Annotated in this window: 20 protein-coding genes; 9 read left to right on the top strand and 11 right to left on the bottom strand. The window is 34.9% G+C overall.

The window, feature by feature from the left end; genetic code table 11:
* Positions 1–129 precede the first annotated feature (129 nt).
* Positions 130–1122: a porphobilinogen synthase gene (gene hemB, locus KO515_RS01305; RefSeq protein WP_178986317.1), complete on the top strand. Its 993-nt coding sequence runs from the start codon at positions 130–132 to the stop codon at positions 1120–1122.
* Between the two features lie 86 nt (positions 1123–1208).
* Positions 1209–1616 (top strand): Lrp/AsnC family transcriptional regulator, encoded by a 408-nt coding sequence (locus KO515_RS01300; RefSeq protein WP_215934566.1) that lies wholly within the window; start codon positions 1209–1211, stop codon positions 1614–1616.
* A gap of 37 nt (positions 1617–1653) precedes the next feature.
* Here KO515_RS01300 and KO515_RS01295 read toward each other — a convergent pair whose 3' ends face one another.
* Positions 1654–2382 carry a GLPGLI family protein gene (locus KO515_RS01295; RefSeq protein ID WP_215934565.1) on the bottom strand — a complete coding sequence of 243 codons (729 nt, stop codon included), beginning with the start codon at positions 2380–2382 and terminating at the stop codon, positions 1654–1656.
* Between the two features lie 134 nt (positions 2383–2516).
* Between KO515_RS01295 and KO515_RS01290 the strand changes: the two genes are divergently transcribed.
* The 6 genes from KO515_RS01290 to KO515_RS01265 all read left to right on the top strand — a co-directional run bounded on the left by KO515_RS01290 (position 2517) and on the right by KO515_RS01265 (position 8405).
* Entirely contained in the window at positions 2517–3635 is a 1119-nt protein-coding gene (locus KO515_RS01290) for a CNNM domain-containing protein (RefSeq protein WP_215934564.1), read from the top strand.
* An 8-nt stretch (positions 3636–3643) separates the two neighbouring features.
* The gene (locus KO515_RS01285) at positions 3644–4132 is read left to right on the top strand and encodes a methylated-DNA--[protein]-cysteine S-methyltransferase (protein ID WP_215934563.1); all 489 of its coding nucleotides are present in this window, start codon (positions 3644–3646) and stop codon (positions 4130–4132) included.
* Positions 4132–4653 (top strand): PaaI family thioesterase, encoded by a 522-nt coding sequence (locus KO515_RS01280; protein ID WP_215934562.1) that lies wholly within the window; start codon positions 4132–4134, stop codon positions 4651–4653. The genes KO515_RS01285 and KO515_RS01280 overlap by 1 nt, the downstream gene beginning before the upstream one ends.
* Positions 4654–4664: 11 nt before the next feature.
* A complete protein-coding gene (locus tag KO515_RS01275) occupies positions 4665–5810 on the top strand; it encodes a serine hydrolase domain-containing protein (RefSeq protein ID WP_215934561.1) in 1146 nt (381 codons plus the stop codon).
* Between the two features lie 78 nt (positions 5811–5888).
* Positions 5889–7658: a S41 family peptidase gene (locus KO515_RS01270; RefSeq protein WP_215934560.1), complete on the top strand. Its 1770-nt coding sequence runs from the start codon at positions 5889–5891 to the stop codon at positions 7656–7658.
* Positions 7659–7691: 33 nt separating this feature from the next.
* On the top strand, positions 7692–8405 hold the full coding sequence (locus KO515_RS01265) for a 3'-5' exonuclease (protein WP_215934559.1): 714 nt from the start codon (positions 7692–7694) through the stop codon (positions 8403–8405).
* Between the two features lie 55 nt (positions 8406–8460).
* Here KO515_RS01265 and KO515_RS01260 read toward each other — a convergent pair whose 3' ends face one another.
* Complete coding sequence (locus tag KO515_RS01260; protein WP_215934558.1) at positions 8461–12456, bottom strand: immunoglobulin-like domain-containing protein; 3996 nt, start codon at positions 12454–12456, stop codon at positions 8461–8463.
* 166 nt (positions 12457–12622) lie between these two features.
* Here KO515_RS01260 and KO515_RS01255 point away from each other — a divergent pair, with 166 nt between their 5' ends.
* Positions 12623–14314 carry an ABC transporter ATP-binding protein gene (locus KO515_RS01255; protein ID WP_215934557.1) on the top strand — a complete coding sequence of 564 codons (1692 nt, stop codon included), beginning with the start codon at positions 12623–12625 and terminating at the stop codon, positions 14312–14314.
* Here KO515_RS01255 and KO515_RS18850 read toward each other — a convergent pair.
* The 9 genes from KO515_RS18850 to trhO form a co-directional block, all read right to left on the bottom strand.
* Positions 14309–14434 carry a hypothetical protein gene (locus KO515_RS18850; RefSeq protein WP_289846256.1) on the bottom strand — a complete coding sequence of 42 codons (126 nt, stop codon included), beginning with the start codon at positions 14432–14434 and terminating at the stop codon, positions 14309–14311. The two genes, KO515_RS01255 and KO515_RS18850, sit on opposite strands and share 6 nt — an antisense overlap.
* A 240-nt stretch (positions 14435–14674) precedes the next feature.
* Positions 14675–15328, bottom strand: a complete 654-nt coding sequence (locus tag KO515_RS01250; RefSeq protein WP_215934556.1) for a CoA transferase subunit B — start codon at positions 15326–15328, stop codon at positions 14675–14677.
* A gap of 91 nt (positions 15329–15419) precedes the next feature.
* Complete coding sequence (locus KO515_RS01245; protein ID WP_215934555.1) at positions 15420–16124, bottom strand: CoA transferase subunit A; 705 nt, start codon at positions 16122–16124, stop codon at positions 15420–15422.
* A gap of 92 nt (positions 16125–16216) precedes the next feature.
* Positions 16217–18574, bottom strand: a complete 2358-nt coding sequence (locus KO515_RS01240; protein WP_215934554.1) for a penicillin-binding protein 1A — start codon at positions 18572–18574, stop codon at positions 16217–16219.
* A 5-nt stretch (positions 18575–18579) separates the two neighbouring features.
* Positions 18580–19083 (bottom strand): gliding motility lipoprotein GldH, encoded by a 504-nt coding sequence (locus KO515_RS01235; protein ID WP_215934553.1) that lies wholly within the window; start codon positions 19081–19083, stop codon positions 18580–18582.
* Positions 19067–20284 carry a PSP1 domain-containing protein gene (locus KO515_RS01230; protein WP_215934552.1) on the bottom strand — a complete coding sequence of 406 codons (1218 nt, stop codon included), beginning with the start codon at positions 20282–20284 and terminating at the stop codon, positions 19067–19069. The genes KO515_RS01235 and KO515_RS01230 overlap by 17 nt, the downstream gene beginning before the upstream one ends.
* Before the next feature lie 159 nt (positions 20285–20443).
* A complete protein-coding gene (locus KO515_RS01225; RefSeq protein WP_215934551.1) occupies positions 20444–20674 on the bottom strand; it encodes a ferredoxin in 231 nt (76 codons plus the stop codon).
* A complete protein-coding gene (locus KO515_RS01220; RefSeq protein WP_215934550.1) occupies positions 20674–21918 on the bottom strand; it encodes a peptidase U32 family protein in 1245 nt (414 codons plus the stop codon). The genes KO515_RS01225 and KO515_RS01220 overlap by 1 nt, the downstream gene beginning before the upstream one ends.
* A gap of 6 nt (positions 21919–21924) precedes the next feature.
* Entirely contained in the window at positions 21925–22998 is a 1074-nt protein-coding gene (gene trhO, locus KO515_RS01215) for an oxygen-dependent tRNA uridine(34) hydroxylase TrhO (RefSeq protein ID WP_215934549.1), read from the bottom strand.
* Positions 22999–23592: the final 594 nt, after the last annotated feature.

Raw genomic sequence — 23592 nt, 5'->3', positions numbered from 1 at the left:
GAAATGGGTTTAAATCGTTAACTTTGTATTTGATAAAAGTAATCATAATCCTCATACATAAAAACCTGTCAGGTTTTAGATACTGAATTAAATTCAGCACAACGCCTAACAAGTCTAAAACATACAAACATGTTTCCATTACGAAGAAATAGAAGACTAAGAACTAACGCGGCTATAAGAAGTTTAGTTAGAGAAAACTACATTACTCCAAATGATTTTTTAGTGCCACTTTTTGTGGTTGAAGGCAAGGGCGTAAAAGATGAAATTCCGTCTATGCCCAACTATTTTAGGTACAGTTTAGATTTACTTGAAAATGAAGTCAGAGAATTATGGAGCTTAGGTTTAAAAGCGGTATTACTCTTTGTAAAAGTTCCGGATAATTTAAAAGATAATAAAGGTACAGAGGCATTAAACCCAGATGGATTGATGCAACGCGCTATTAAAACGGTAAAAAATGCTTGTCCGGATATGATAGTGATGACGGATGTTGCACTCGACCCTTATTCCTCCGTTGGTCACGATGGTATTGTACAAAACGGGATGATTATTAATGACGAATCGGCCGAAGTGCTAGCAAAAATGGCCTTAACACACGCTCAAGCAGGTTCTGATTTTGTAGCCCCTAGCGATATGAACGATGGAAGAACGTTACAAATTCGTCAATTATTAGAACAAGAAGGCTATAAAAATACGGGTATTATGGCTTATACTGCAAAATACGCCTCTTCGTTTTATGGTCCTTTTCGCGACGCTCTTGATTCTGCACCAGTAGATTTAGTTGATGTCCCTAAAGACAAAAAAACCTACCAAATGGATTTTGGTAACCGCATAGAAGCGGTTAGAGAAACCTTAATAGATATTGAAGAAGGTGCCGATATTGTCATGGTTAAACCAGGCCTGTCCTATCTAGATATTTTAAGAGATATTAAAAATGAAGTCGATGTACCTGTAGCCGTGTATCAAGTCTCTGGTGAATACGCCATGATAAAAGCAGCCGCAGAAAAAGGTTGGCTAAATCACGATCAGGTAATGCTAGAAACCACGATGGCTTTTAAGCGCGCTGGTGCGGATATCATCACCTCTTATTTTGCTAAAGATGTTGTTAAACTACTTAATGGTTAGTCAATTATAGTTAATAATCAAAATAATTTTATTACATTTAATTCCGAATCAATTGACATACCAAAAAGTTGATTCCGAATTGAAACATGGACGCTATTGACGAGAAAATCATAAAAATACTCAGTGCCAACGCACGGGAGTCTTTTGCAACCATCGGAAAATCGGTAGATCTATCGGCTCCTGCTGTTGGAAAACGTGTCAAACAATTGGAAGATAAAGGGTTTATTTTAGGGTATTCCCTTCGACTTAATCATGAAAAATTCGATATTCAAGTCAAAGCTTATATCAATTTAAAAATCCATCAATCGAGTACTTTAAGAACAGCCTATAATCAAATTAAATACTTAGACGAAGTACAACGTTGCGATCGCATTACAGGAGAAGATAGTCTGTGTATTTTAGCCTATTTTAAAAGTAATAAAGACTTAGTGACTTTGTTGGAGCGCATTTCTCAGTATGGAGTTCCTAATACTCGAATTATTTTAGAAAGTTAGTGATCTCTAAAAACCAGTAATATTAACTTTACATACTTTAATTATCACCAAAAGGGTTACCACTAAACTTTATATATTCTTCTTGCGTTAGTAATTCTCCTTCCATAGGCTCTATGATATCATCAGCTTCAAAGTGATCAAATTCAATTTTTTCGACTGTCCATAGCAATACCACATCTTTAATTTCCATAATTAAACCTGGCAATCCATTAAAACCTCTTGGACCATGTTTTACAGGGATTTCCGGTGTAAACCATGCCTTTACTTTCTTATCGTTGCGTTTATCTATGGTTGCTAAATAACACGTATAGCCATCTATAACTTTAGATTCTTCTGTAATAGTCCATTCTTTTGGTTTTTTTATGATTCGTTTGGTTGGTCCCATTATCGCATTTTGAGTAATACTATAATCGCGACTCCAATCATTGTAATAGGTTGAACTACCTCCAGCCATCATCCATGACAAATTAATATTACTTCGTGTAATAATGAGCCCATCACTGCCATTATTCCATCCAGGAATATCAACCTTAGGCTCTACATTATAAATTGCAATACTATCGTTGAATACCAAATAGCCTTCTACGGGTTGCGAATCATGTATCAATGCATAGACTTCATTTTGAGCTTCGGTGTTCTCAGGATTTTCAAAAGGTTGTTCTACACTATCTTTAACGGTTTCGAGACGATATGTTATTTTTCCCTTTATTTGTGCTGATAAACAGTAAGTCCCTAGTAAGACGAGTATCAAAAATATAGTTCTCATAATTCGAATTTACAATTTTTTTTGACACGTCCTTTTTCTTTACCAACCATAACTTGGTAATAACTAAAAAAATAGCTAGCTTTAAATTAGTATTCATTTCGTAACTTTGTACATCTAAAAACTTCAAAACATTAATGGGCTTACTCATTTTTTACGCTGTCATTTCCATCTTCTTTTCATTTTTGTGTTCTATTTTAGAGGCTGTGCTTTTAAGTATTACTCCAACTTTTCTTAATATTAAAAAGAAAGAAGGTAAAGCTTATGCTGCTGAATTAGAAGAATTAAAACAAGATGTCGATCGTCCTCTAATAGCCATCCTTACCTTAAACACTATTGCTCACACTGTTGGAGCCATATTAGTGGGGGTGCAAGCTAAAGTCGCTTATGCAGAGCTATATGGCACAACGAAACGCAGTATTTTAGGTTTCGAATTTACTGAAGATATTATGGTAGCTGTTGTGTCTACAGTTATGACGATTCTAATTTTAGTGGCTTCCGAAATTATCCCAAAAACGGTTGGAGCTACGTATTGGAGACAATTATCAAATTTTACAGCTAAAGCTTTAAATATTTTAATATTTCCTTTAAAATGGACAGGTATTCTCTGGATACTCCAACTCACCACAAAACTTATTGGAGGCAAAGGACATGGTAGTGTTTTAAGTAGAGAAAGTTTTGCTGCCATGGCTGAAATAGCACAGGAAGAAGGTGTATTTGAAGAAAATGAAAGTAAAGTTATTAAAAACTTACTTAGCTTCAAAGAAGTACAAGCCAAAGACGTTATGACACCGCGTACAGTAATGAAAATTGAAAACGAAAGTATGACGGTTGAAGCATTTTTCAAAGTCAATTCTAATATCCGGTTTTCTAGAGTTCCCGTTTATACAGATGATCCAGACAATATTACGGGCTTAGTTTTAAAAGCTGAAGTTTTTAAAGAAATGGCATTAGGAAATGGCTCTAAACTGTTATCTGATATAAAACGAAGTATCATTATTGTGAACCGTAGTTTACCGATTCCGACGCTATTTGAACAACTCATAGAAAGTCGTAATCATTTGGCTTTAGTGGTAGATGAGTATGGTACAGTGAGTGGCTTAGTCACTATGGAGGATGTCATAGAAACCCTTCTTGGACTCGAAATTATGGATGAGAGTGATAATGTCTCTGACTTACAATTACTAGCCCGAAAAAGCTGGGAATCTAGAGCAAAACGTTTGGGTATCATTGAAAATGATAATCCTGATAACTAAATCTCATATTGGAACAGTCAATTCTACAAATCTGTTATATTGAAACTCCTCTTGGATATGCAAAAATTAGCGGAAATGAAGACGGCATTACATCGGTATCACTAGTAGATACACATGAAAAATTAGTAGACACCATTCCTGAAGCCTTGCTCAATTGTGTCACTCAGCTTAAAGAATACTTCAACGAAACACGTAAAGTTTTCAATTTAAAATTAAATCCTGAAGGCACAAAATTTCAGAAAAAAGTATGGAAGCAATTGGAAACGATTCCTTTTGGACAATCCATTTCGTATTTAGAATTATCCAAACAATTAGGAGATGTAAAAGCCATACGAGCGGCTGCAAGTGCCAATGGTAAAAATCCACTTTGGATTATTGTACCTTGTCACAGAGTCATCGGTAGCAACGGAAGTCTTACGGGTTATGCTGGCGGCCTATACAGAAAACAATGGTTGCTTAATCATGAAAGTGTTTGCAAACAACAATCCTTATTTTAATGTATAAAATAGCAACCGAATTTTTAAAACGTTTTTTTAAAACCTCAACGATATACAAATATGGTTTCAACTGGTCTCCAATGTACCGCAGAACTACTGCTAAACTTATAGAGGTTAGTGACGATTTTCTTTTTGTAAAAATTAGATTAAAACCTAGTTGGAAAAACCGCAATTATGCAGGTTCCATTTTTGGTGGTAGCATGTTGTCCGCCACAGATCCTATTTACATGATTCAACTCATTCAAATACTGGGTAATGATTATGTAGTTTGGGATAAATCTGTTGAAGCACGCTATAAAAGGCCAGGTAAAACTACAATTTATGGCGAATTTATATTTACAAAAGAAGAGATAGACACTATAAAACAATCTGTTATTGAAACTAGTGAAATTGATATTGTTAAAACCATGAATTTAGTGGACGACAAACAACATATAATTGCTACTTTTAAAAAGACTATTTATATCGCCAACAAAGCTTTTTATAAAGAAAAACTAAAAAATCGCAAAGCAAATAATTAACATCTAACGCAATGAAATTTATCAAAAAACTATTAAAATGGCTCATCGGAATTATTGCTGTGCTTGTAATTGCCTCTTATATTTTTGATTACGACTACATTCTAAAAGGGGTTCGTGTGGTTTATTTTACAGGACACTCTTCAGCATTTATTGATGATTATCCGTATTTTGAAAATGATACCATCAAAAAAGGTACAACAATCGATGCTTGGCCTTTACATAAAAATTACAATACTATAAATGCAACAGATAGGCTAAACACAACAAATGACGCGTTTGGTACTATTGCCTATCTCATTATAAAAAATGACAGTATTTACTACGAACAGTATGCTGAGAATTACGATAAAGCTTCTAAAACCAATTCATTTTCAATGGCTAAAAGTATAACCTCATCATTACTTGGGAAGGCAATTATGGAGGGCTATATTAAAAATTTAGACCAACCTGTTAGTGATTTTTATAAAGAATTTGAAGGTACAAAAACAACCGTTGGCGACTTATCATCCATGGCTTCTGGTTTAGATTGGGTTGAGTCTTACACAAGTCCGTTTTCTATTACAGCAAGAGCGAATTACGATGATGACTTAGCTGAAACAATATTAAATCAAAAGGTGGTAAAAACACCTGGTAAAGAATTTGAATATTTAAGCGGCAGCACGCAATTGCTAGGCATGGTGATTCAAAAAGCAACAAAAAAACGATTACCGCAGTATCTCTCCGAAAGTTTCTGGCAACCCTTAGGCGCTGAAAATGACGCCTTGTGGCAATTAGATGATGATGAAAACAAACTAGCTAAAGCCTTTTGTTGTATTTCTAGTAATGCCCGCGATTTTGCACGCTTTGGTAAGCTTTATAAAGATCATGGGAAATGGAACGGTAAGCAATTACTAGATTCTACTTTTGTGGCCACAGCGACCACATCTCGATTTAGTGGTCAGCCTTATGGGTATGGTTTCTGGATAAGTGATTATCATGGTAAACACACGTTTGCCATGCGAGGAATTTTAGGACAGTATGTTATCGTAATTCCGGAAGATAATTTGATGGTGGTGAGATTGGGCCACCATAGAAGTACTGAAACAATCAATTCTTTCCCTGAAGATTTTTATGTTTATATAGATGAAGCCTATGCAATGCTAAATCTAAAGTCTTAATATTATGTTATTTAACAAATAGTTAGTTATAGGTCTCTAATTTTATTTCTTTTTTTGAGTAAAACCAACCAACCAACCATGAAGCAACTTTATTTTACTCTTATCCTGCTATTTACATTTCTAAACATTACTGCACAAAGCAATCACCACGTAGATCTTGAAACCTTAAATAGAGACACTGAATTCGATAAAGGTTCAGCTATTACTTTCAATGCCTTGGATGAAAATCAAATAAAAAACCTTGAGCTTTTAGGACGTGTTTGGGGATTTTTAAAATACTATCATCCCGAAATTGGAAAAGGAAACTATAATTGGGATTATGAACTTTTTAGGTTTCTTCCTGAATACCAAAAAGTGATTACAACAATAGAACGCGATAATTTACTTTTATCTTGGATAGAGCGCTATGGAATGGTAGAACGCTGTAGAAAATGCAAACCAACTTCTGAAGACTCTCATTTAAAACCGGCTTTAGAATGGATAACAGCAACTAATATTTCTACAGATTTAAGTGAAAAATTACTATATATCCAAAGCAATAGACATCAAGGTGAACACTATTATATTGCTATGAAGCCTGGTGTTGGAAATCCAGAATTTAAAAATGAAGATATCTATGAAGATATGCCTTATCCAGATGCTGGTTTTAGACTATTATCACTCTTTAGATATTGGAATATTATAAATTATTATTTTCCTTACAGACATTTAACAGATAAGGATTGGGACACCTGTTTGGCAGAATACATCCCAAAATTCATCAACGCTAAAAATGAGTTAGAATATGAACTAGCCGCCATTCAAATTATTGGAGATATTAAAGACACACATGCTAATCTTTGGGGTGGAAATAATAAAATACAAGAACAACGAGGCGATTATTATGCACCAATTCATGTTAAATTCATAGAAAACAAACTCGTTGTAGATGATTTATTTAATGACCCAGAAAACAAAACCAGCGAATTAAAAATAGGCGATATCATTACGCATATTAACGGTAAACACACTGATGACGTAGTAAAAGACAAGAATCCCTACTATCCAGCATCTAACCAACCCACGCGTTTACGAGATATTAGTTTTAATATTTTGAGATCAAAAGAAAACAGTATAGAGTTAAAAATTGAACGCGCTGGTAAAACTTCGGACTTAAAACTAGATTTATATAAAAAAGATAGTATTGAAGGATATTATAGTTGGTACAAAAAAAGAACTGAGAAAAGTTTTAAAAAAGTAAATAATGATATTGGTTATATAACCTTACAAAATATCACACAAGAAGATATCGAATCTATAAAAGAAGAGTTTCAAAATTTAAAAGGAATTGTCGTAGATATTAGAAATTACCCTTCAACTTTTGTCCTTTTTGAATTAGGAAATTTCTTAAATAATAATAGGGCTGATTTTGTAAAATTCACAAAAGGCAACTTAAATAACCCAGGCGAATTTAATTATAAAGACAATCTGAAAGTTGGACTTTCTAAAAGTTGGTCCTACAAAGGTCAAAAGGTAATAGTATTAGTAAATGAAATATCTCAGAGTCAAGCAGAATATACGGCCATGGCCTTTAGAGCTGGAGACAAAACAACCATAATTGGCAGCACAACGGCTGGTGCAGATGGTAATATCTCAGCTATATTGCTTCCTGGAGGGTTAACAACTGCAATATCAGGCATTGGGGTTCTTTATCCAGATGGTTCAGAAACACAACGCATAGGTATCGTTCCAGATATTGAAGTAAAACCAACTATCGAAGGTATTAAAAATGGACGTGATGAAGCGCTTGAAAAAGCCATACAACTCATTGAAAAACAAACAATCACACCAAATTCAATTAAAGATTAATTTAAAAATGTTAACTTTAGTTGAAAATAGAACATGATTAGTAAACTCAACCTAGAACACATTCTATTCTTAGATATAGAAACCGTCCCAGAAACAGAAAACTTTTCTGATTTAGATACAACTAAACAAGAGCTTTGGGATGCTAAATCGCGCTATCAACGTAAAGAAGAATTTACGGCTGAAGAATTTTATGACAGAGCAGGCATTTGGGCTGAGTTCGGGAAAATTGTTTGCATTTCTGTAGGCTATTTTAAAATGCAAGGAGAATCTAGAAACTTTAGAGTCACGTCATTTTATGGAGATGAAATCAAGATATTAAAGGATTTTAAAAATTTATTGATTTCACATTTTAGCTCAAACAAACATTTACTGTGTGCGCATAATGGTAAGGAATTCGATTTTCCATACATCGCAAGACGTATGATTATCCACAACATAGAATTACCGTATAAACTGAATTTATTCGGCAAAAAACCTTGGGAAGTGCCACATCTCGATACTTTAGAACTTTGGAAATTCGGAGATTATAAAACCTATACCTCTTTAAAATTATTAACTAACGTGTTAGGCATTCCATCACCAAAAGATGATATTGATGGTAGTGAAGTCTATCGTGTGTACTACAAAGAAAAAGAGATTGACAGAATTGTTGTGTATTGCGAAAAAGATACGATTGCCGTTGCTCAAATTTTCTTAAGATTAAGAGGAGATGAATTGCTTCATGATAATGAAATAAAACATATATAAAAAAGTCCAGATTTAAAATCTGGACTTTTCCTTTTTTAACTAATTCATTAAGATATTACTCCTTAACAAATCTCTTTACTTTGGTTTTCTCACCAATATTTAATTTTAATATATAAACACCACTATCAAATTGAGACACATCAATCACTGAGGTGTATCGTCCTTTTGCTACGGCTTGTCCTAACATATTTACAATTTCAAAAGTTTGAGCCTCATAGCCAATTAAATCCACATGAAGTGTTTGTTTAACAGGGTTTGGATGTACTTTAAAATGTTGATTAGGATTATCTGCAATGACTCCAGGATTTACATCTAATACTGAATTTCCTGCACTACCTAAACAGAAATTAGTAGTTTGAGAGCTTGTAAATGATGCTCCAGAAGCTAATGTTATTCCCGAATCAGAATTCGTTAAAGTATAGGAGCCATTTCCATAAGAACAGCAAATGCCATCTCCGTAAGCGTCTGTTATTACAAAATCGTAACAGCCATCTGCTAAACATCCCACATTAATATTTAATGTTGAACCATCTGCCTGAGAACCGTAAGTTCCACCAGAAGCAACTGTGCTACCTGATGCATCTATTAAACTCCAAGCGGTTTCTTCTGGGTAATTATCAAAAGTAATAGACAATGCTACATTAGAACATAAACCAGAGCCTCCACCTGTCGTTAAACCAACAGCATCAATAGCCATATCTCCTTGCCACGTTGTTCCTGTAATGCCATTGAAACGTAATTGAATAGAAGATCCTACGTAAGATCCTAAATCTACACCACCTGTTAACCAAGAATTTCCTTGATTTCCAGATTTACTCCATACGCTTGTCCACGATGTTCCATTATCTGTACTTAATTCTAAAGCTAAACTTCCCATTGAAGAAGCTCCATACATATGATATTTAAACGTAAACGTCGCTTGAGATGCACTTCCTAAATCAAAACAAGGAGAGTTCAAAATGGCTCTTTTTGTCGAATAATTAGGAGAAGACGATTCCATAAATAAATAATAGGAACCAGAATCCGCACTGGAAGGACCTGTATTACTTGATGGAGTAGTTCCACTTCCTGTTGCCCAATCAAAATCATCACCAGAACCTTGAGACCAAGATCCTAAAGTATTTTCAAAACCTTCAGAATATGGAAACGTTGAAATTCCACCTGAACAATCACCTGTAGATGGTTGGGTTACCACAACAGACCGAGTGCGTTGTGTTGCTGCATTTCCTGCGGCATCACTTACGTTGTAATATTTGGTATATGTTCCGGCAGAACTTGTATTCACCGTTCCTGTAATAACAATACTTGCTGTTAAATTACCATCAACATTATCGCTTGCAGTTGCTCCTAACTCACTATACGTATCACCAACTTCTAAATTAATGGTTGATGCTCCCGTTAACGTAATTACTGGTGCAGTGGTATCCGCTGGCTGTGTGACAATAACAGTTCTTGTGAGCTGAGTAGCAGCATTTCCTGCGGCATCACTTACATTATAATATTTAGTATATGTTCCGGCAGAATTAGTATTCACAGTTCCCGTTATAACAATACTAGACGTTAAATTACCATCAATATTATCCGTAGCTGTTGCTCCCAACTCAGTATAAGTATCACCAACTTCCAAATTAATGGTTGATGCTCCTGTTAAGGTAATTACTGGTGCTGTAGAGTCTGCAGTTCCAGCAATTAAATTAACCGTATAATCTTCAACTTCACCATAAGTAAATGATTGACATGAAGTAGGAATTTCATTATAACTCATAGAGACACGCATTCGTGTCGCTCCAGAATAGGTTCCTGATGGAATTGTAAAACTTCCACTAACAGGAGTGGTTTGTGTTGCTGCTTGCGACAAAACTTGTTCTCCAGAATCTGAGAAATCACCATCGTGGTTATAATCAATCCATACGGAATACCCTTCGTTATATTGTGTTCCTGTCCAGGTCGGCGTCACGGTTACTGTATAACTTTGACCTTGAGTTAAATTTGTTGAAAGGTTGGTAAAATCTGAATAAAATTGTGCTCCTGATGTATTATTAATAGTTCCTAATTGCACTCCACTAATGTATTCATCATTCACATTACTGCTTGTAGATGTACAATAATTGAGTTGCACTTCTGTTGTTGTAAAGTTTACTGAACTTGTATAACTTGATGTAGAACTATCTGCACATTGACTTCGGACCTGAACCTCATAAGACGTTTCTGGCGATAAACCAGATAAAGACGTTGCTGTTCCTGAAACTGAAGATGTAATCCATGTAGAAGCTCCTACTTCACGATATCTAAAATCGTAAGACGCACCTGACACAGCATCCCAAGATACTGTTGCTGTGGAAGACCCAAATCCATCAATTGATAATCCTGTAGGTGTTGTTGCGCTACATACTACTGGTGTTGCTGACAAACCCGTCACAATTAATGAATAATTTTGACTTCCACCTGTTAATGAGCCTTTGTGCGTTATGGTAATCGTGTACGTTCCTGATGCATTTTCCACATCGACACGTTCATAAGGATCTTTAGTATTATCACCTTGTCCGTTTGTAGTCACTCCTGTTAATCTCCAAGGAGTATAGGTTGTGCCGCTTTTAGTAACTCTTATATCTAAATCATTAACCAAATTAGATGCTGTAGAATTTACAGATGTTGATGCTGTACCAGCTCTATCTGTCCAAGAAATTGAAGCATACAAATCATTTATACCATCAGAATCTACAGTGATTTGATACGATTGTCCATTAGATAACGTTAACTCGTCAACTATAGATGCGTTACCATTATTTGTAATTACTTCAGCAGCACGCTTACTATTCATTAAACCCCAACCAAAAACAGCATCAGGTCCATTAGATCCAGCATCATCTGCAGTGTGAAGTGCTAGACCCTTCAACGTTGCAGCTCTCATGAAACTTCCATTAATGTTGTTAGCATGTTGTTGTAATAATAATAAAGAACCAGCCACATTTGGTGATGCCATAGACGTACCTGTAATACTAGCATATGCTGTATCACTTGATTCGTATGTAGAATATACAGAAGTTCCATTTCCTGTAATATCTGGTTTAATTCTGTAATCATCCGTTGGTCCTTCACTACTACTGCTATTTATGGTGACACTTACAAGGTTTCCACTAGCATCAATATTAGCATCATTAGCATTGGCAACAACCATATTGTTTTTAGCAGTTGCATGACCAGAAAGCTTATCATAAGATGTATTGCCATCTAAAGGTGAACTATTTGCAGAATTATCAGAACCATCATTACCTGCAGCAACTACCATTAAGTAATAAGGTGCATTATACATAATTTCATCCCAATCTCTAGAATCTGTTATATAACCACCAAAATAATAACTCGGTAGTTGTGCTTGACCATAGGCATTTCGAGCTGCATAACCGTAAGAATGGTTTGAAATAAGCATCCCATTTCCTGCCGCAGAAGTTGCTTCAGATGTGTCATTATTCCACTCGTAACCTACAGCACTCGCTTGAGGTGCCATTCCCTTTGCATTAGCAACGACGCCAGATGCAATTATGGTTCCTGTAACATGTGCGGAATGATAGTTTAAGGTTGAAGTTCCATCTCCAATTGAAAACCTGTTATTACCTCCTGCTCCATCATATTCTTGATGCGAGGCACGTGCTAAACCGCCATCCCAAACATGTGCTTCCATGTTTTGACCATCTAAACTTAAGCCTAAAGAACCACCTGAATTTAAATGATTCGCTCTTGTAGACTTGGCAGCAGCAACATTAAATGTTCTGTAATAAATAGGTTGACCTTCCGATGAAATTTTTTGAAGTTCCATATAAGCATCTTCAGTTTTAATTATAAGTGGCCAACCATTAACTAATGCCATTTGCGTAGCAAAAGCCTTTTCTGCTTTAGATTGTTTATCAAAATTTTCGCTTAATTCTTGAATCGCTTGTTTGTCGTAACGACTCGTTATCTGTTCTTTTTGAAGATCGGTTTGTGAATACACTGTAAAAATTGACAGCATAAACACCATTACACAAACACTATTAAAATAATTTTTTCTCATACCTATTATTAATTTTTTGGGGTTAAACTTATTTTTATTTCCTTCAAAGTATTAAAATTTTGTTAATATCACAATTTAACGAAAACGTTTTCGCGACAATGTGAACAACTTTTCTAGAGTTACGGTTTTACCACAGCACTATTGAAGAAAATAACTACATTTACATATGACAAATGAAAACTTAATAAAAGTTGAAGGATTACACATTTCCTTTTATAAGGAGAAAAAGGAAAGAAAAATTATCCGTAATATTTCATTTCATATCAAACCAAATGAAATCGTAGCAGTCGTTGGCGAATCTGGATCTGGTAAATCCATTTCCTCATTAGCCTTAATGGGTTTATTACCTAAACGGATTTCTAAAATTACATCAGGCTCCATTTTATTTGAAGATAAAAACCTTGTTGGACTTTCTGAAAAAGAATTTCAAACGATTAGAGGGAATAACATTGCGATGATTTTTCAAGAACCTATGAGTTCTTTAAATCCGTCGATGCGTTGCGGTAAGCAAGTTGAAGAAATCTTGAAACAACATTTCAAATTAACGGATTCAGAAATGAAGTCGGAAGTTATATCACTTTTCGAGAAAGTAAAATTGCCTAATCCTGAACGGATTTTTAAAGCTTACCCTTATGAAATTTCCGGTGGACAAAAACAACGGGTTATGATAGCTATGGCGATTGCTTGTAAACCAAAGCTATTGATTGCAGATGAGCCAACCACAGCACTAGATGTAACCGTTCAAAAAGAGATTTTAGAATTACTCAAAAACATTCAAACCGAAACAAAAATGAGTATCTTATTTATTTCACATGATTTGTCTTTGGTTTCCGAATTAGCCGATCGCGTTTTAGTTATGTATCAGGGTGAAATAGTAGAACAAGGCACAACGGATACCATCTTTAATTATCCAAAACATAACTATACCAAGGCGCTGATTGGAGCGCGACCTTCAACAGAATTTAGATTAAAAAAATTACCAACGATCTCGGATTTTATGACTGATAACGTCAGTACAACAATTATTTCTGATACTGAAAGAGCAAAAAATCACGAAAAACTATATGAACAGACACCTTTATTGGAAGTTATAGACGTCCAAAAAACCTATTTTTCAAAAACGGGATGGTTTACAAAAGACCAACCCTTTAATGCTGTGGATGGTGTAAGTTTTAAAGTGTTTCCTGGTGAAACTTTGGGTTTGGTGGGAGAATCTGGCTGTGGAAAATCAACTTTAGGAAATGCCATTCTACAATTAGACAAAGCCACAGCAGGACAAATCTTATATAAGGGAAAAGATATTATTAATTTAAGTTGTTCTGAAATGCGGACGATGCGAAAAGATATTCAGATTATTTTTCAGGATCCCTTCGCTTCTTTAAATCCGCGTTTAACTGTTGGAAATGCTATTTTAGAACCTATGACTGTTCATAACATTGGAACCTCTTACAAAGCCCGAAAAGAAAAAGTAATATCTATTTTAGAAAAAGTGGGACTGGATGCTTCTGCATTTGATCGCTATCCTCATGAGTTTTCTGGTGGTCAACGTCAACGTGTTGGTATTGCACGAACAATTGCTTTAGAACCTCAACTTATAGTTTGTGACGAATCGGTTTCAGCTTTAGACATTTCTGTACAAGCGCAAGTTTTAAACTTATTAAATGATTTAAAGGCACAATTTGGATTTACCTATATATTTATTTCACACGATTTGGCGGTTGTAAAATATATGGCAGATCAATTGCTCGTAATGAATCAAGGCAAAATTGAAGAAATTGGAGATGCAGATCTCATTTACGCGTCTCCAAAGCAAGCTTACACAAAAAAGCTTATTCATGCTATTCCGAAAGGATTATAGCATGAATACTCTTTTGGCTAGTTTAAAAACATTTGAGACTAACTCCAAAGTGTTTTCTAATGCTGAAAATCCGCGATCTTCAGTTAAAGTAGGTTCTGGTAGATTTGATTTAGTTTTCATAAGCAGTAATTCATGGTAGATTTAGGGCAAAAAGGTAAATTTCGGTTTATGTTAAATCAGGTTAATAAATTAGGTTTGTTTGGGTACTGCAATATGAAACATATTCTGAATTAATCTGCTTAAATACATTATAAATCGATGAAATACACTTATTTTTAACATTTAACACATTATATGAGGAATTTACGCACAAAAAAGCCGCTGTAAATTAGCGGCTCAATAATTATATGATAACGTTCCTTAGAATTTCATTTCAGGAATATCACCATCAATAATTAAGTCTCCTTCAGTCGCGTTTTTGATGTCTTCTACAGAGACTCCAGGTGCACGTTCTAAAAGTTTAAACCCCTTTGGTGTCACTTCTATAACCGCCATGTTTGTTACTATTTTCTTTACACAGCCCACTCCCGTTGGAGGTAAAGAACAGTTTTTCAACAACTTAGATTCTCCTGCCCTGTTGGTATGCATCATAGCTACAATAATATTCTCTGCACTCGCCACTAAATCCATAGCACCTCCCATGCCTTTAACCATTTTTCCTGGAATTTTCCAATTCGCTATATCACCATTTTCTGACACTTCCATAGCTCCAAGTATCGTTAAATCAACATGTTGACCTCTAATCATTGCAAAACTCATGGCTGAATCAAAAAACGAAGCTCCTGGTAATGTAGTAATAGTTTGTTTTCCCGCATTAATAATATCGGCATCCTCTTCACCTTCAAAAGGAAATGGCCCCATTCCTAAAACTCCATTTTCACTTTGAAATTCGACTTCAATATCATCTCTTACATAATTTGCTACTAGTGTTGGAATACCTATTCCTAAATTAACATAGTAACCATCTTGTACTTCTTTTGCAATGCGTTTTGCTATTCCGTTTTTATCTAACATCTTTTTCTGTCATTCCTGTGTACGCAGGAATCTATTTAATTAAAACTTTATCTTTGGTAGTGGATTCCTGCTTTCACAGGAATGACAAATTCTAGGTACTCATTTGTCTTACCGTTAGTTGCTCAATTCGCTTTTCGTAGGTCTCACCTTGAAATATACGTTGTACAAATATCCCTGGCACATGAATTTGATTAGGATCTAATTCTCCAACTGGCACCAATTCTTCAACCTCAGCAACTGTTATTTTTGCGGCTCCACACATTACAGGGTTAAAATTTCGAGCGGTTCCTTTGAAGATTAAATTACCTGCAGCATCACCTTTCCATGCTTTTATAAAAGCAAAGTCGGCTTTAAAGGCATGTTCTAAAACATACATTTTTCCATCAAATTCTCGAGTTTCTTTACCTTCTGCAACTTCTGTCCCGTAACCAGCAGGTGTATAAATTGCAGGAAATCCGGCTTGTGCAGCTCTACAACGCTCCGCTAAAGTACCTTGAGGTATTAACTCAACATCTAACTCTCCCGAAAGCATTTGACGTTCAAATTCATCGTTTTCGCCAACATAAGATGAGACCATCTTTTTAATTTGCTTTTGGTGTAATAATAAGCCCAAACCAAAATCATCGACTCCTGCATTATTAGAGATACAGGTGAGTCCTTTTATATTACGTTTTACGAGGTCTGCTATAGCATTCTCAGGAATTCCAGAGAGGCCAAAACCACCGAACATAAAGGTCATATTATCACTGACTCCTTTTAAGGCTTCAGAAATATTGTCCACTTTTTTATTAATCATATTTAGAATAATTTTGCTTTTGAAAAATACAAAACTAAGTCCAAAACCTATAATTAATAGTCATAAAATAAGGGTGTGACTTTTGACGATTCTTAGAAATCAAATTCGATATTTTCAACTGGATCCGATTCATCGGTGATGTCTCCTTCGTCTTTAGCTGTGCAGTCCACATCAATTGTTAAGTCCAAAGGTTTCTCAAATTCGCTTGTTGACACGTTTAAAGTTTTATCGGCATAACAAGCTTTCATATACAATCCCCAAATTGGTAATGCCACAGAAGCACCTTGTCCGTAAGTAATGGATCTAAAATGTGCAGCTCTATCTTCTGCTCCAACCCAAACACCAGTTACTAAGTTGGGTACCATACCCATAAACCATCCATCACTTTGATTTTGTGTGGTTCCTGTTTTACCAGCAATTGGATTAGTAAGTTCATATGGATAACCCGTCATCACTTCCTTATACATGGCGGAGTTTTTTAACCATTCTGAATTATGTCTTAGTCGCGCTCCTGAACCTGCTTTTGTAACACCTTCCATAAGGTTTACAGTAACATAAGCAACTTCTTCACTTAAAACGTCTTTACTGTCCGGAGCAAATTGGTATAGAATAGTACCATTCTTATCTTCAATACGTGTCACCATTACGGGTTTATTGTACACACCTTTATTAGCAAACGTAGAATAGGCCGCAACCATCTCATAAACACTTATATCCGCTGTACCTAAAGCAATAGCTGGAACTGGTAAAATATCTGAGGTTATTCCTAATTTTTGTGCCATTTCAACTACAGGTTGTGGCCCAACTTCATTCATTAAACGCGCCGTAATTGTATTTGTTGAACTTGCCAAAGCATCTTTTAATGATTGCTCACCAGAATACTTACCATCAGAGTTTTTCGTCGTCCAAGGTTCAGGATTTCCAAATTTATTAGCCTCAATAGTAATTGGTGTTCTTGGAAATACATCGCAAGGCGATAATTGTAATTGATCTATTGCTGTAGCATAAACAAAGGGTTTAAAAGTAGAACCGACTTGACGCTTCCCTTGTTTCACCATATCATACTGAAAGTGTCTATAGTTCATACCACCAACCCACGCTTTTACATGACCTGTATGTGGATCCATTGACATCATACCAGGACGCAGAAATGACTTATAGTAACGCATAGAATCTATAGGCTTCATAACGGTATCAACTTCACCCGGTTTACCATCTATCCATTTAAAAACAGTCATATCTGTTGGCTCTTGGAACGAGGCTTCAATCTCTTTATCAGATTTCCCTTGATTTTTAAGAATCCTCCAACGCTCACCACGCCTCATACCATCTTTCAATAATTTATTAATTTCAGAAGTACTGAGTTCTAAAAATGGTGCTGTTTTGTTGCGATCTGGTGTATTCTGGTTATCAAATTCTGCTTGTAACCTAGGCATATGTTGCCCTATCGCATCTTCTGCGTATTGCTGCATACGCGAATCTATGGTCGTGAAAATCTTAAGTCCATCTGTATATAAATCGTACTTACTACCATCTGGCTTTCTATTATCTTCATCCTTAGCCCATTCTTTCATAAAACCTCTGAGGTATTCTCTAAAATAGGTGGCAATACCTTCACGATGCGACTCTGGTGAATAATTTAAATCTAATTCTGTTTTTTGAAGTGAATCTTTAACGGCTTCCGATATATACTCATATTTATACATTTGAGCTAAGACAACGTTACGTCTATTCCTTGTTCCTACTGGATTTTTATGAGATCTAGGATTATACAAGGATGGGTTTTTTAACATTCCAACAATCATTGCAGATTCTTTAATATCTAAATCTCTTGGTTCTTTACCAAAATAAATTCTAGAAGCACTTCTTATGCCATCTGCATTATTATTGAAATCAACAATATTGAAATACATTGCTATAATTTCTTCCTTGGTGTATTGGCGCTCTAAACGAATAGCAATGACCCATTCCCTTACTTTTTGAGACAAACGCTCAATAATGTTTGACGACACTTGCTTAGTAAATAAATTCTTTGCTAGTTGTTGAGAAACCGTACTGGCTCCACCACCACTTCCTAATTTAAAAATAGCTCTTAATGTTCCTCTACCGTCTATACCTGAATGGTCATAATAACGAATATCTTCAGTGGCGACTAAAGCATCTACAATGTTTTTAGGCAAATCATTAAATCCAATAGGTGTTCTATTATCATCAAAATAGAATTTACCTAAAGTTTCACCATCTGAAGAAATAATCTCGGTTGCTAAATTAGTCTCAGGATTTTCTAATTTCGTATGATCAGGCATTTCTCCTAAAAATCCCCACGAAGCGAATAGAAATAATAATACAAAAGCTAGGACACCTCCTAAAAATACGATCCAAAACCATCGTACATATTTTGAAAAATCTAACGTTTCTGTTTTAGCTTTCGTTGTCTTCTTTTTTGCCATGTTCCCTATTTTTGAGCCTGTTCTACTCTAAAACCAATATCTGTTATACCTTGTAAATTTTCTACACCATTAACAACTCCATTATTTCGCATGGCATGTTGAATATTAACCGTGTAATCACCTTCTTCTTTAAAAACAAATGGCTCTTTATAACCTCTAAACCACAATTTGTTTTCTTTTAAATCTGAAAATCCTGTACCTAAAAGTTCACCATTTGGTGCTGCCATTTTATATTCAAGCGTATCTTTTACAACTTTTCCGTTAGGATAATTCATCTCTACAATAAGAAATAAATTATTAAACTTATACGCATCCGTATTTCTTAAATTAACATATAAATTATAACTATTTAAAGTGTCTGGAGCTTTAAAATTAAAAGCTGCAATCGAATCTTTATGCCATTGGTTTGGCACTGATTTATACGTGTCAAAAACAGCATTAGAATCACAATTTGTAATCAGAAAACAACTGACAACTACAAGAAATAGCCCTTTAATTTTTCTTAGCATTTGGCCTTGACTTTGTATTAGAATTTTGTTTGCGATTGCGATTTCGAGATTTGTTTTTGTTATTATTTCGGTTGTTCTTATTGTTTTTACGTTTCTTATTCGACTTTGGATTATCGAAACGCGTTAAACTATCTTGACCTACAACGTTCTCAAATTCGGTTTTAGTGTCTTGGATATGCTCTACTGCATACATTTCGAGACTTGCTACTTTTTCTTTTTTCTTATTCTTTGAGATGATTTCATTAGCCTGTTCGGTAGTGATAATGTGCCAATTCATCCATTCCCCTTCATAAGCATACCACATCAAACCTTTGAAAATATCGGTTTTTTGACAAACCGCATTTCCTTTTTCTGTATATAATTTAGTATCTGACTTAGGAAACGCTTTCAGTGCATCTAAATAAGAATCCAACTCGTAATTAAGACAACATTTTAGTTTCCCACATTGTCCTGCTAATTTTAAAGGGTTCAAAGATAATTGTTGGTAACGTGCAGCTGAAGTGCTCACCGATCTAAAATCTGTTAACCAAGTAGAACAACATAATTCTCTACCACAAGAACCAATACCACCAAGTCTTGCAGCTTCTTGTCTAAAGCCAACTTGCTTCATTTCGATACGTGTTCTAAACTCGCGTGCAAATACTTTAATTAACTCTCTAAAATCTACGCGTTCTTCTGCTGTATAGTAAAATGTAGCTTTACTTCCATCACCTTGAAATTCGATATCTGAAATTTTCATTTTCAGTTTTAAATCAATCGCAAACTGACGTGCTTTCACCTTCATTGGTTCTTCTCTATCTCTAGCTTCTGACCAAATATCAATATCTTTTTGTGATGCTTTTCGGTATATTTTTAAAACATTTTCAGCGTCATCAAGTCTTACTTTCTTGCGCTTCATTTGGACACGCACCAATTCGCCGGTTAGCGTTACCATACCAATATCGTGACCAGACTTAGCCTGTGTTGCCACAATATCTCCAATGCTTAATGTGAGGTTTTCTGTATTTCTATAATAGTGTTTTCTGCCATTCTTAAAACGTACTTCGACACCAATAAATGGTTCTTGTCCGTTAGGAAGCGACATATTAGCTAACCAATCAAAAACAGTGAGTTTATTGCAGCTATCTGTACCACAAGTTCCATTGTTTTTGCATCCTTTTGGTTGGCCATCATTACCAGTTGAACAACTGTTACAAGCCATAAAATTTATATATTAAATTTAGACCTTAAGTGTCTAAATAGAGGATTCGTAAATAATTAATGAGTAAAGATAAGATTATTTCCTGAGTTTACTAAAATCTCATTTGTTATTCCGAGCTATCCATAACCAGTAAATCTATTAATATGACGTAGCTATTCACTAATTAATCTTGACGGAAATAATGTTTACAGGACACGCTTTTGAAGCATTTTCACAAGCTTCTAATATGGCATAATCATTTGATTTTAACGTATAAAAACCTTTCTTCTCTGTCGTATTTAATAAAACCGTTTTTCCATCTTTTTTTGACATCTGAAACTGATGAGGTGCCATTTCTACACAGTAGTTACAGCCAATACATTTTTGCCGTTGTAAGGTCACAATCACCATTAAGCTTCCACTTTGTTTTCAACAATTTTATAGAGCTTATCCGAAGGTCTAATTCTAAAATCCATAGGAATAGTTACCAAATCTCCTTTGGTTCCTTTGTTGGTTTTTTCGTCATTTGCCATCATTTCAACAACCTCCATTTCTTTAGCTCCTGTCGTTGGGCCCGTGATTAAAATCGTATCTCCAACGGTAATATCGTAAGCTTCAATTTTAAACTCTCCAATTTTCGCTTTAGGGTAAAAATGTGTGCCTTTGCCTAAATACACTTTCTTCTGTACCGCATGAGAACCCGAACCTGTACTCCATTCGCCTAATTTTTGCCCTAGATAATAGCCACTCCAAAAACCTCTGTTATAGACTTTTTCTAGGTCTTGCATCCAAGAAATCACTTTGTCTTTACTATAGGTTTCGTTTTTAACACTATCAATAGCATCGCGATAACATTTAATAACTTTAGCCACATACTCTGGAGCTCTCCCACGACCTTCAATTTTTAAAACTTTTACTCCTGCATCTGTAATTTCGTCTAAAAAATCTATAGTACATAAATCTTTAGGAGACATGATATATTCATTATCCAGTTCCATTTCAAAACCAGTTTCCTGATCGATAACCTTATATTTTTTTCTACAATTTTGTTTGCAAGCACCTCTATTTGCTGAAGAATTATGAGAATGTAAACTCAGATAACATTTACCAGAAACAGCCATGCAAAGTGCACCATGACCGAAAATTTCAATTTCAACCAATCTGCCAGAAGGGCCTTTTATTTGTTCTTTTTCAATTTGCTCAGTAATGTGCTTTACTTGGCGTAAACTCAACTCTCTACTTAAAACCATCGTATCGGCAAAAAGGGAGTAGAATTTTACCGTTTCAATATTAGTGATGTTAATTTGTGTAGAAATATGTACCTCAACTCCATGTTCGCGAGCGACAGCAATCACCGCTTGATCCATAGCAATAACAGCCGTGACATTAGCTTCTTTGGCCTTTTTTATTAAGGTTTTTACAACTGATAAATCGTGATCGTAAATTATGGTATTTAAAGTCAGATAACTACGAACGTTTTTAGCTTCACAACGCTTTACAATCTCTTGTAAATCATCTAATGTGAAATTAATCGAAGCTCTCGCTCTCATATTGAGTTGCTCTACACCAAAATAAACAGAATCTGCACCATTATCTAAAGCCGCCTGTAAGGATTCAAAATTCCCCGCAGGTGCCATTAATTCAATGTTTTGCATCGGAATTTAGATTTTGTCAGTTTTTAAAGTCTCAAAGATGTTTCTTAAGTCCTTTTTAAAAGGCAAATGGTCTGCACGTCCTTTTTTGAAAATATCATTACTATTCCCCTGTCCTTTTCGCAGTGCTTTTTGCTCTTCGTATGGCAGTCTATTTATTTCCATACAGTTTGAAGAACAACAGTTTTCCATTTTCTCTTTACACGAATCACATTGAATAAACAATAAATGACAGGCTTCATTTGCACAATTGGTATGCAAATCTGCAGGCTCTCCACATTGATGACAATGAGCAATAACATCATCACTGATGCGCTCTGATCGTCTTTCATCGAAGACAAAATTCTTACCTAAGAATTTATTCTCTAAACCTTCAGCTTCAATTTGACGCACGTAGTTAATGATTCCACCCTCCAACTGAAACACGTTTTTAAAACCTTTGTGCTTGTAGTAGGCACTTGCTTTTTCACAACGGATGCCACCAGTACAATACATGACTAACTTCTTATCCTCTTTATGTTCTCTTAAATCTTCTTCTATTAAATCTAAAGATTCTCTAAAAGTATCCACATCTGGCGTTACGGCATTTTTAAAATGACCGATTTCACTTTCGTAATGGTTTCTCATATCCACCAAAACAGTATTTGGGTCTTCTATGAGTTCGTTAAACTTTTCAGCGTTAACGTGAACCCCTTTGTTAGTTACATCAAAAGACGCATCGTTTAATCCGTCTGCGACTATTTTGTTTCGCACTTTTACTTTCAACTTTAAAAAGGCAAAATTATCGTGCTCTACGGCAATATTCAATCTTACATTTTCTAAAAACGAAATGGTATCTAAATGATTTTTGAAAGGCTCAAAATTTTCTGCAGGCACAGACAATTGGGCATTAATCCCTTCAGTTGCCACATAAATTCTTCCTAGAACCTCTAATTGGTCCCAAGCAAGAAATAAGTGATTTCTAAAAATTTCGGTATTGTTAATTTTGGCGTACTTGTAGAAAGAGATGGTTAAGCGTTCTTTTCCCGCTTGCTCAATAAGTTCTGCTCTTTCTTTAGCACTTAAGTTATTGTACAGTTGCATGCTATACTAATTTTTAAGGTTAAAGAATTAAATAAATAATAAGTTGCAAAGGTATTGTTTTTACTGAAAAGGCTTCAAAATAAACGCAAAAAAGCACCTTGATAAATCAAAGTGCTTTTAGATTAACTTACTAACTTAAAACTTAACTTAAAAAGTTAATCTACATCGGCTTCACAATTACTGAGGGAAAACAAACGGTAACTGAAACACCTAATATCTTACTAACCTTTTTAATTTTAATTAAACATTTTGAAAAAATTCGCTACTCAACTCTAAAGCTAACTTCAGAGTTGATTGTAGCGTTTTTCATAGCAATTATTTCCTTTTTCATTTAGTAGATGTAAAAAGTGTAAAAAGGTTGCGTCGTAAAGCTGAAAAAATATAATTCCTTTTCATCTTTATATAACGTTTCGCATCTCAAACACATGATAAAATGATGATACTAAATTATTTAAAACTTGAATACAACGTATAAAACATCATGAAATAATTGATATATTTTAAAAATGATGGAGTAAATATTTTCATTTAACCGTGTTGTAATATTTAATTATGATAGGTTTTTTTGGCCATAACTCACTTTTATTCAGACAT

This window comes from Winogradskyella psychrotolerans (genome assembly GCF_018860545.1).
Lineage (GTDB): Bacteria > Bacteroidota > Bacteroidia > Flavobacteriales > Flavobacteriaceae > Winogradskyella > Winogradskyella psychrotolerans_A.
Note: the sequence above shows the minus strand (reverse complement) of the source record. Positions and strands in the feature narration are given on the sequence as shown.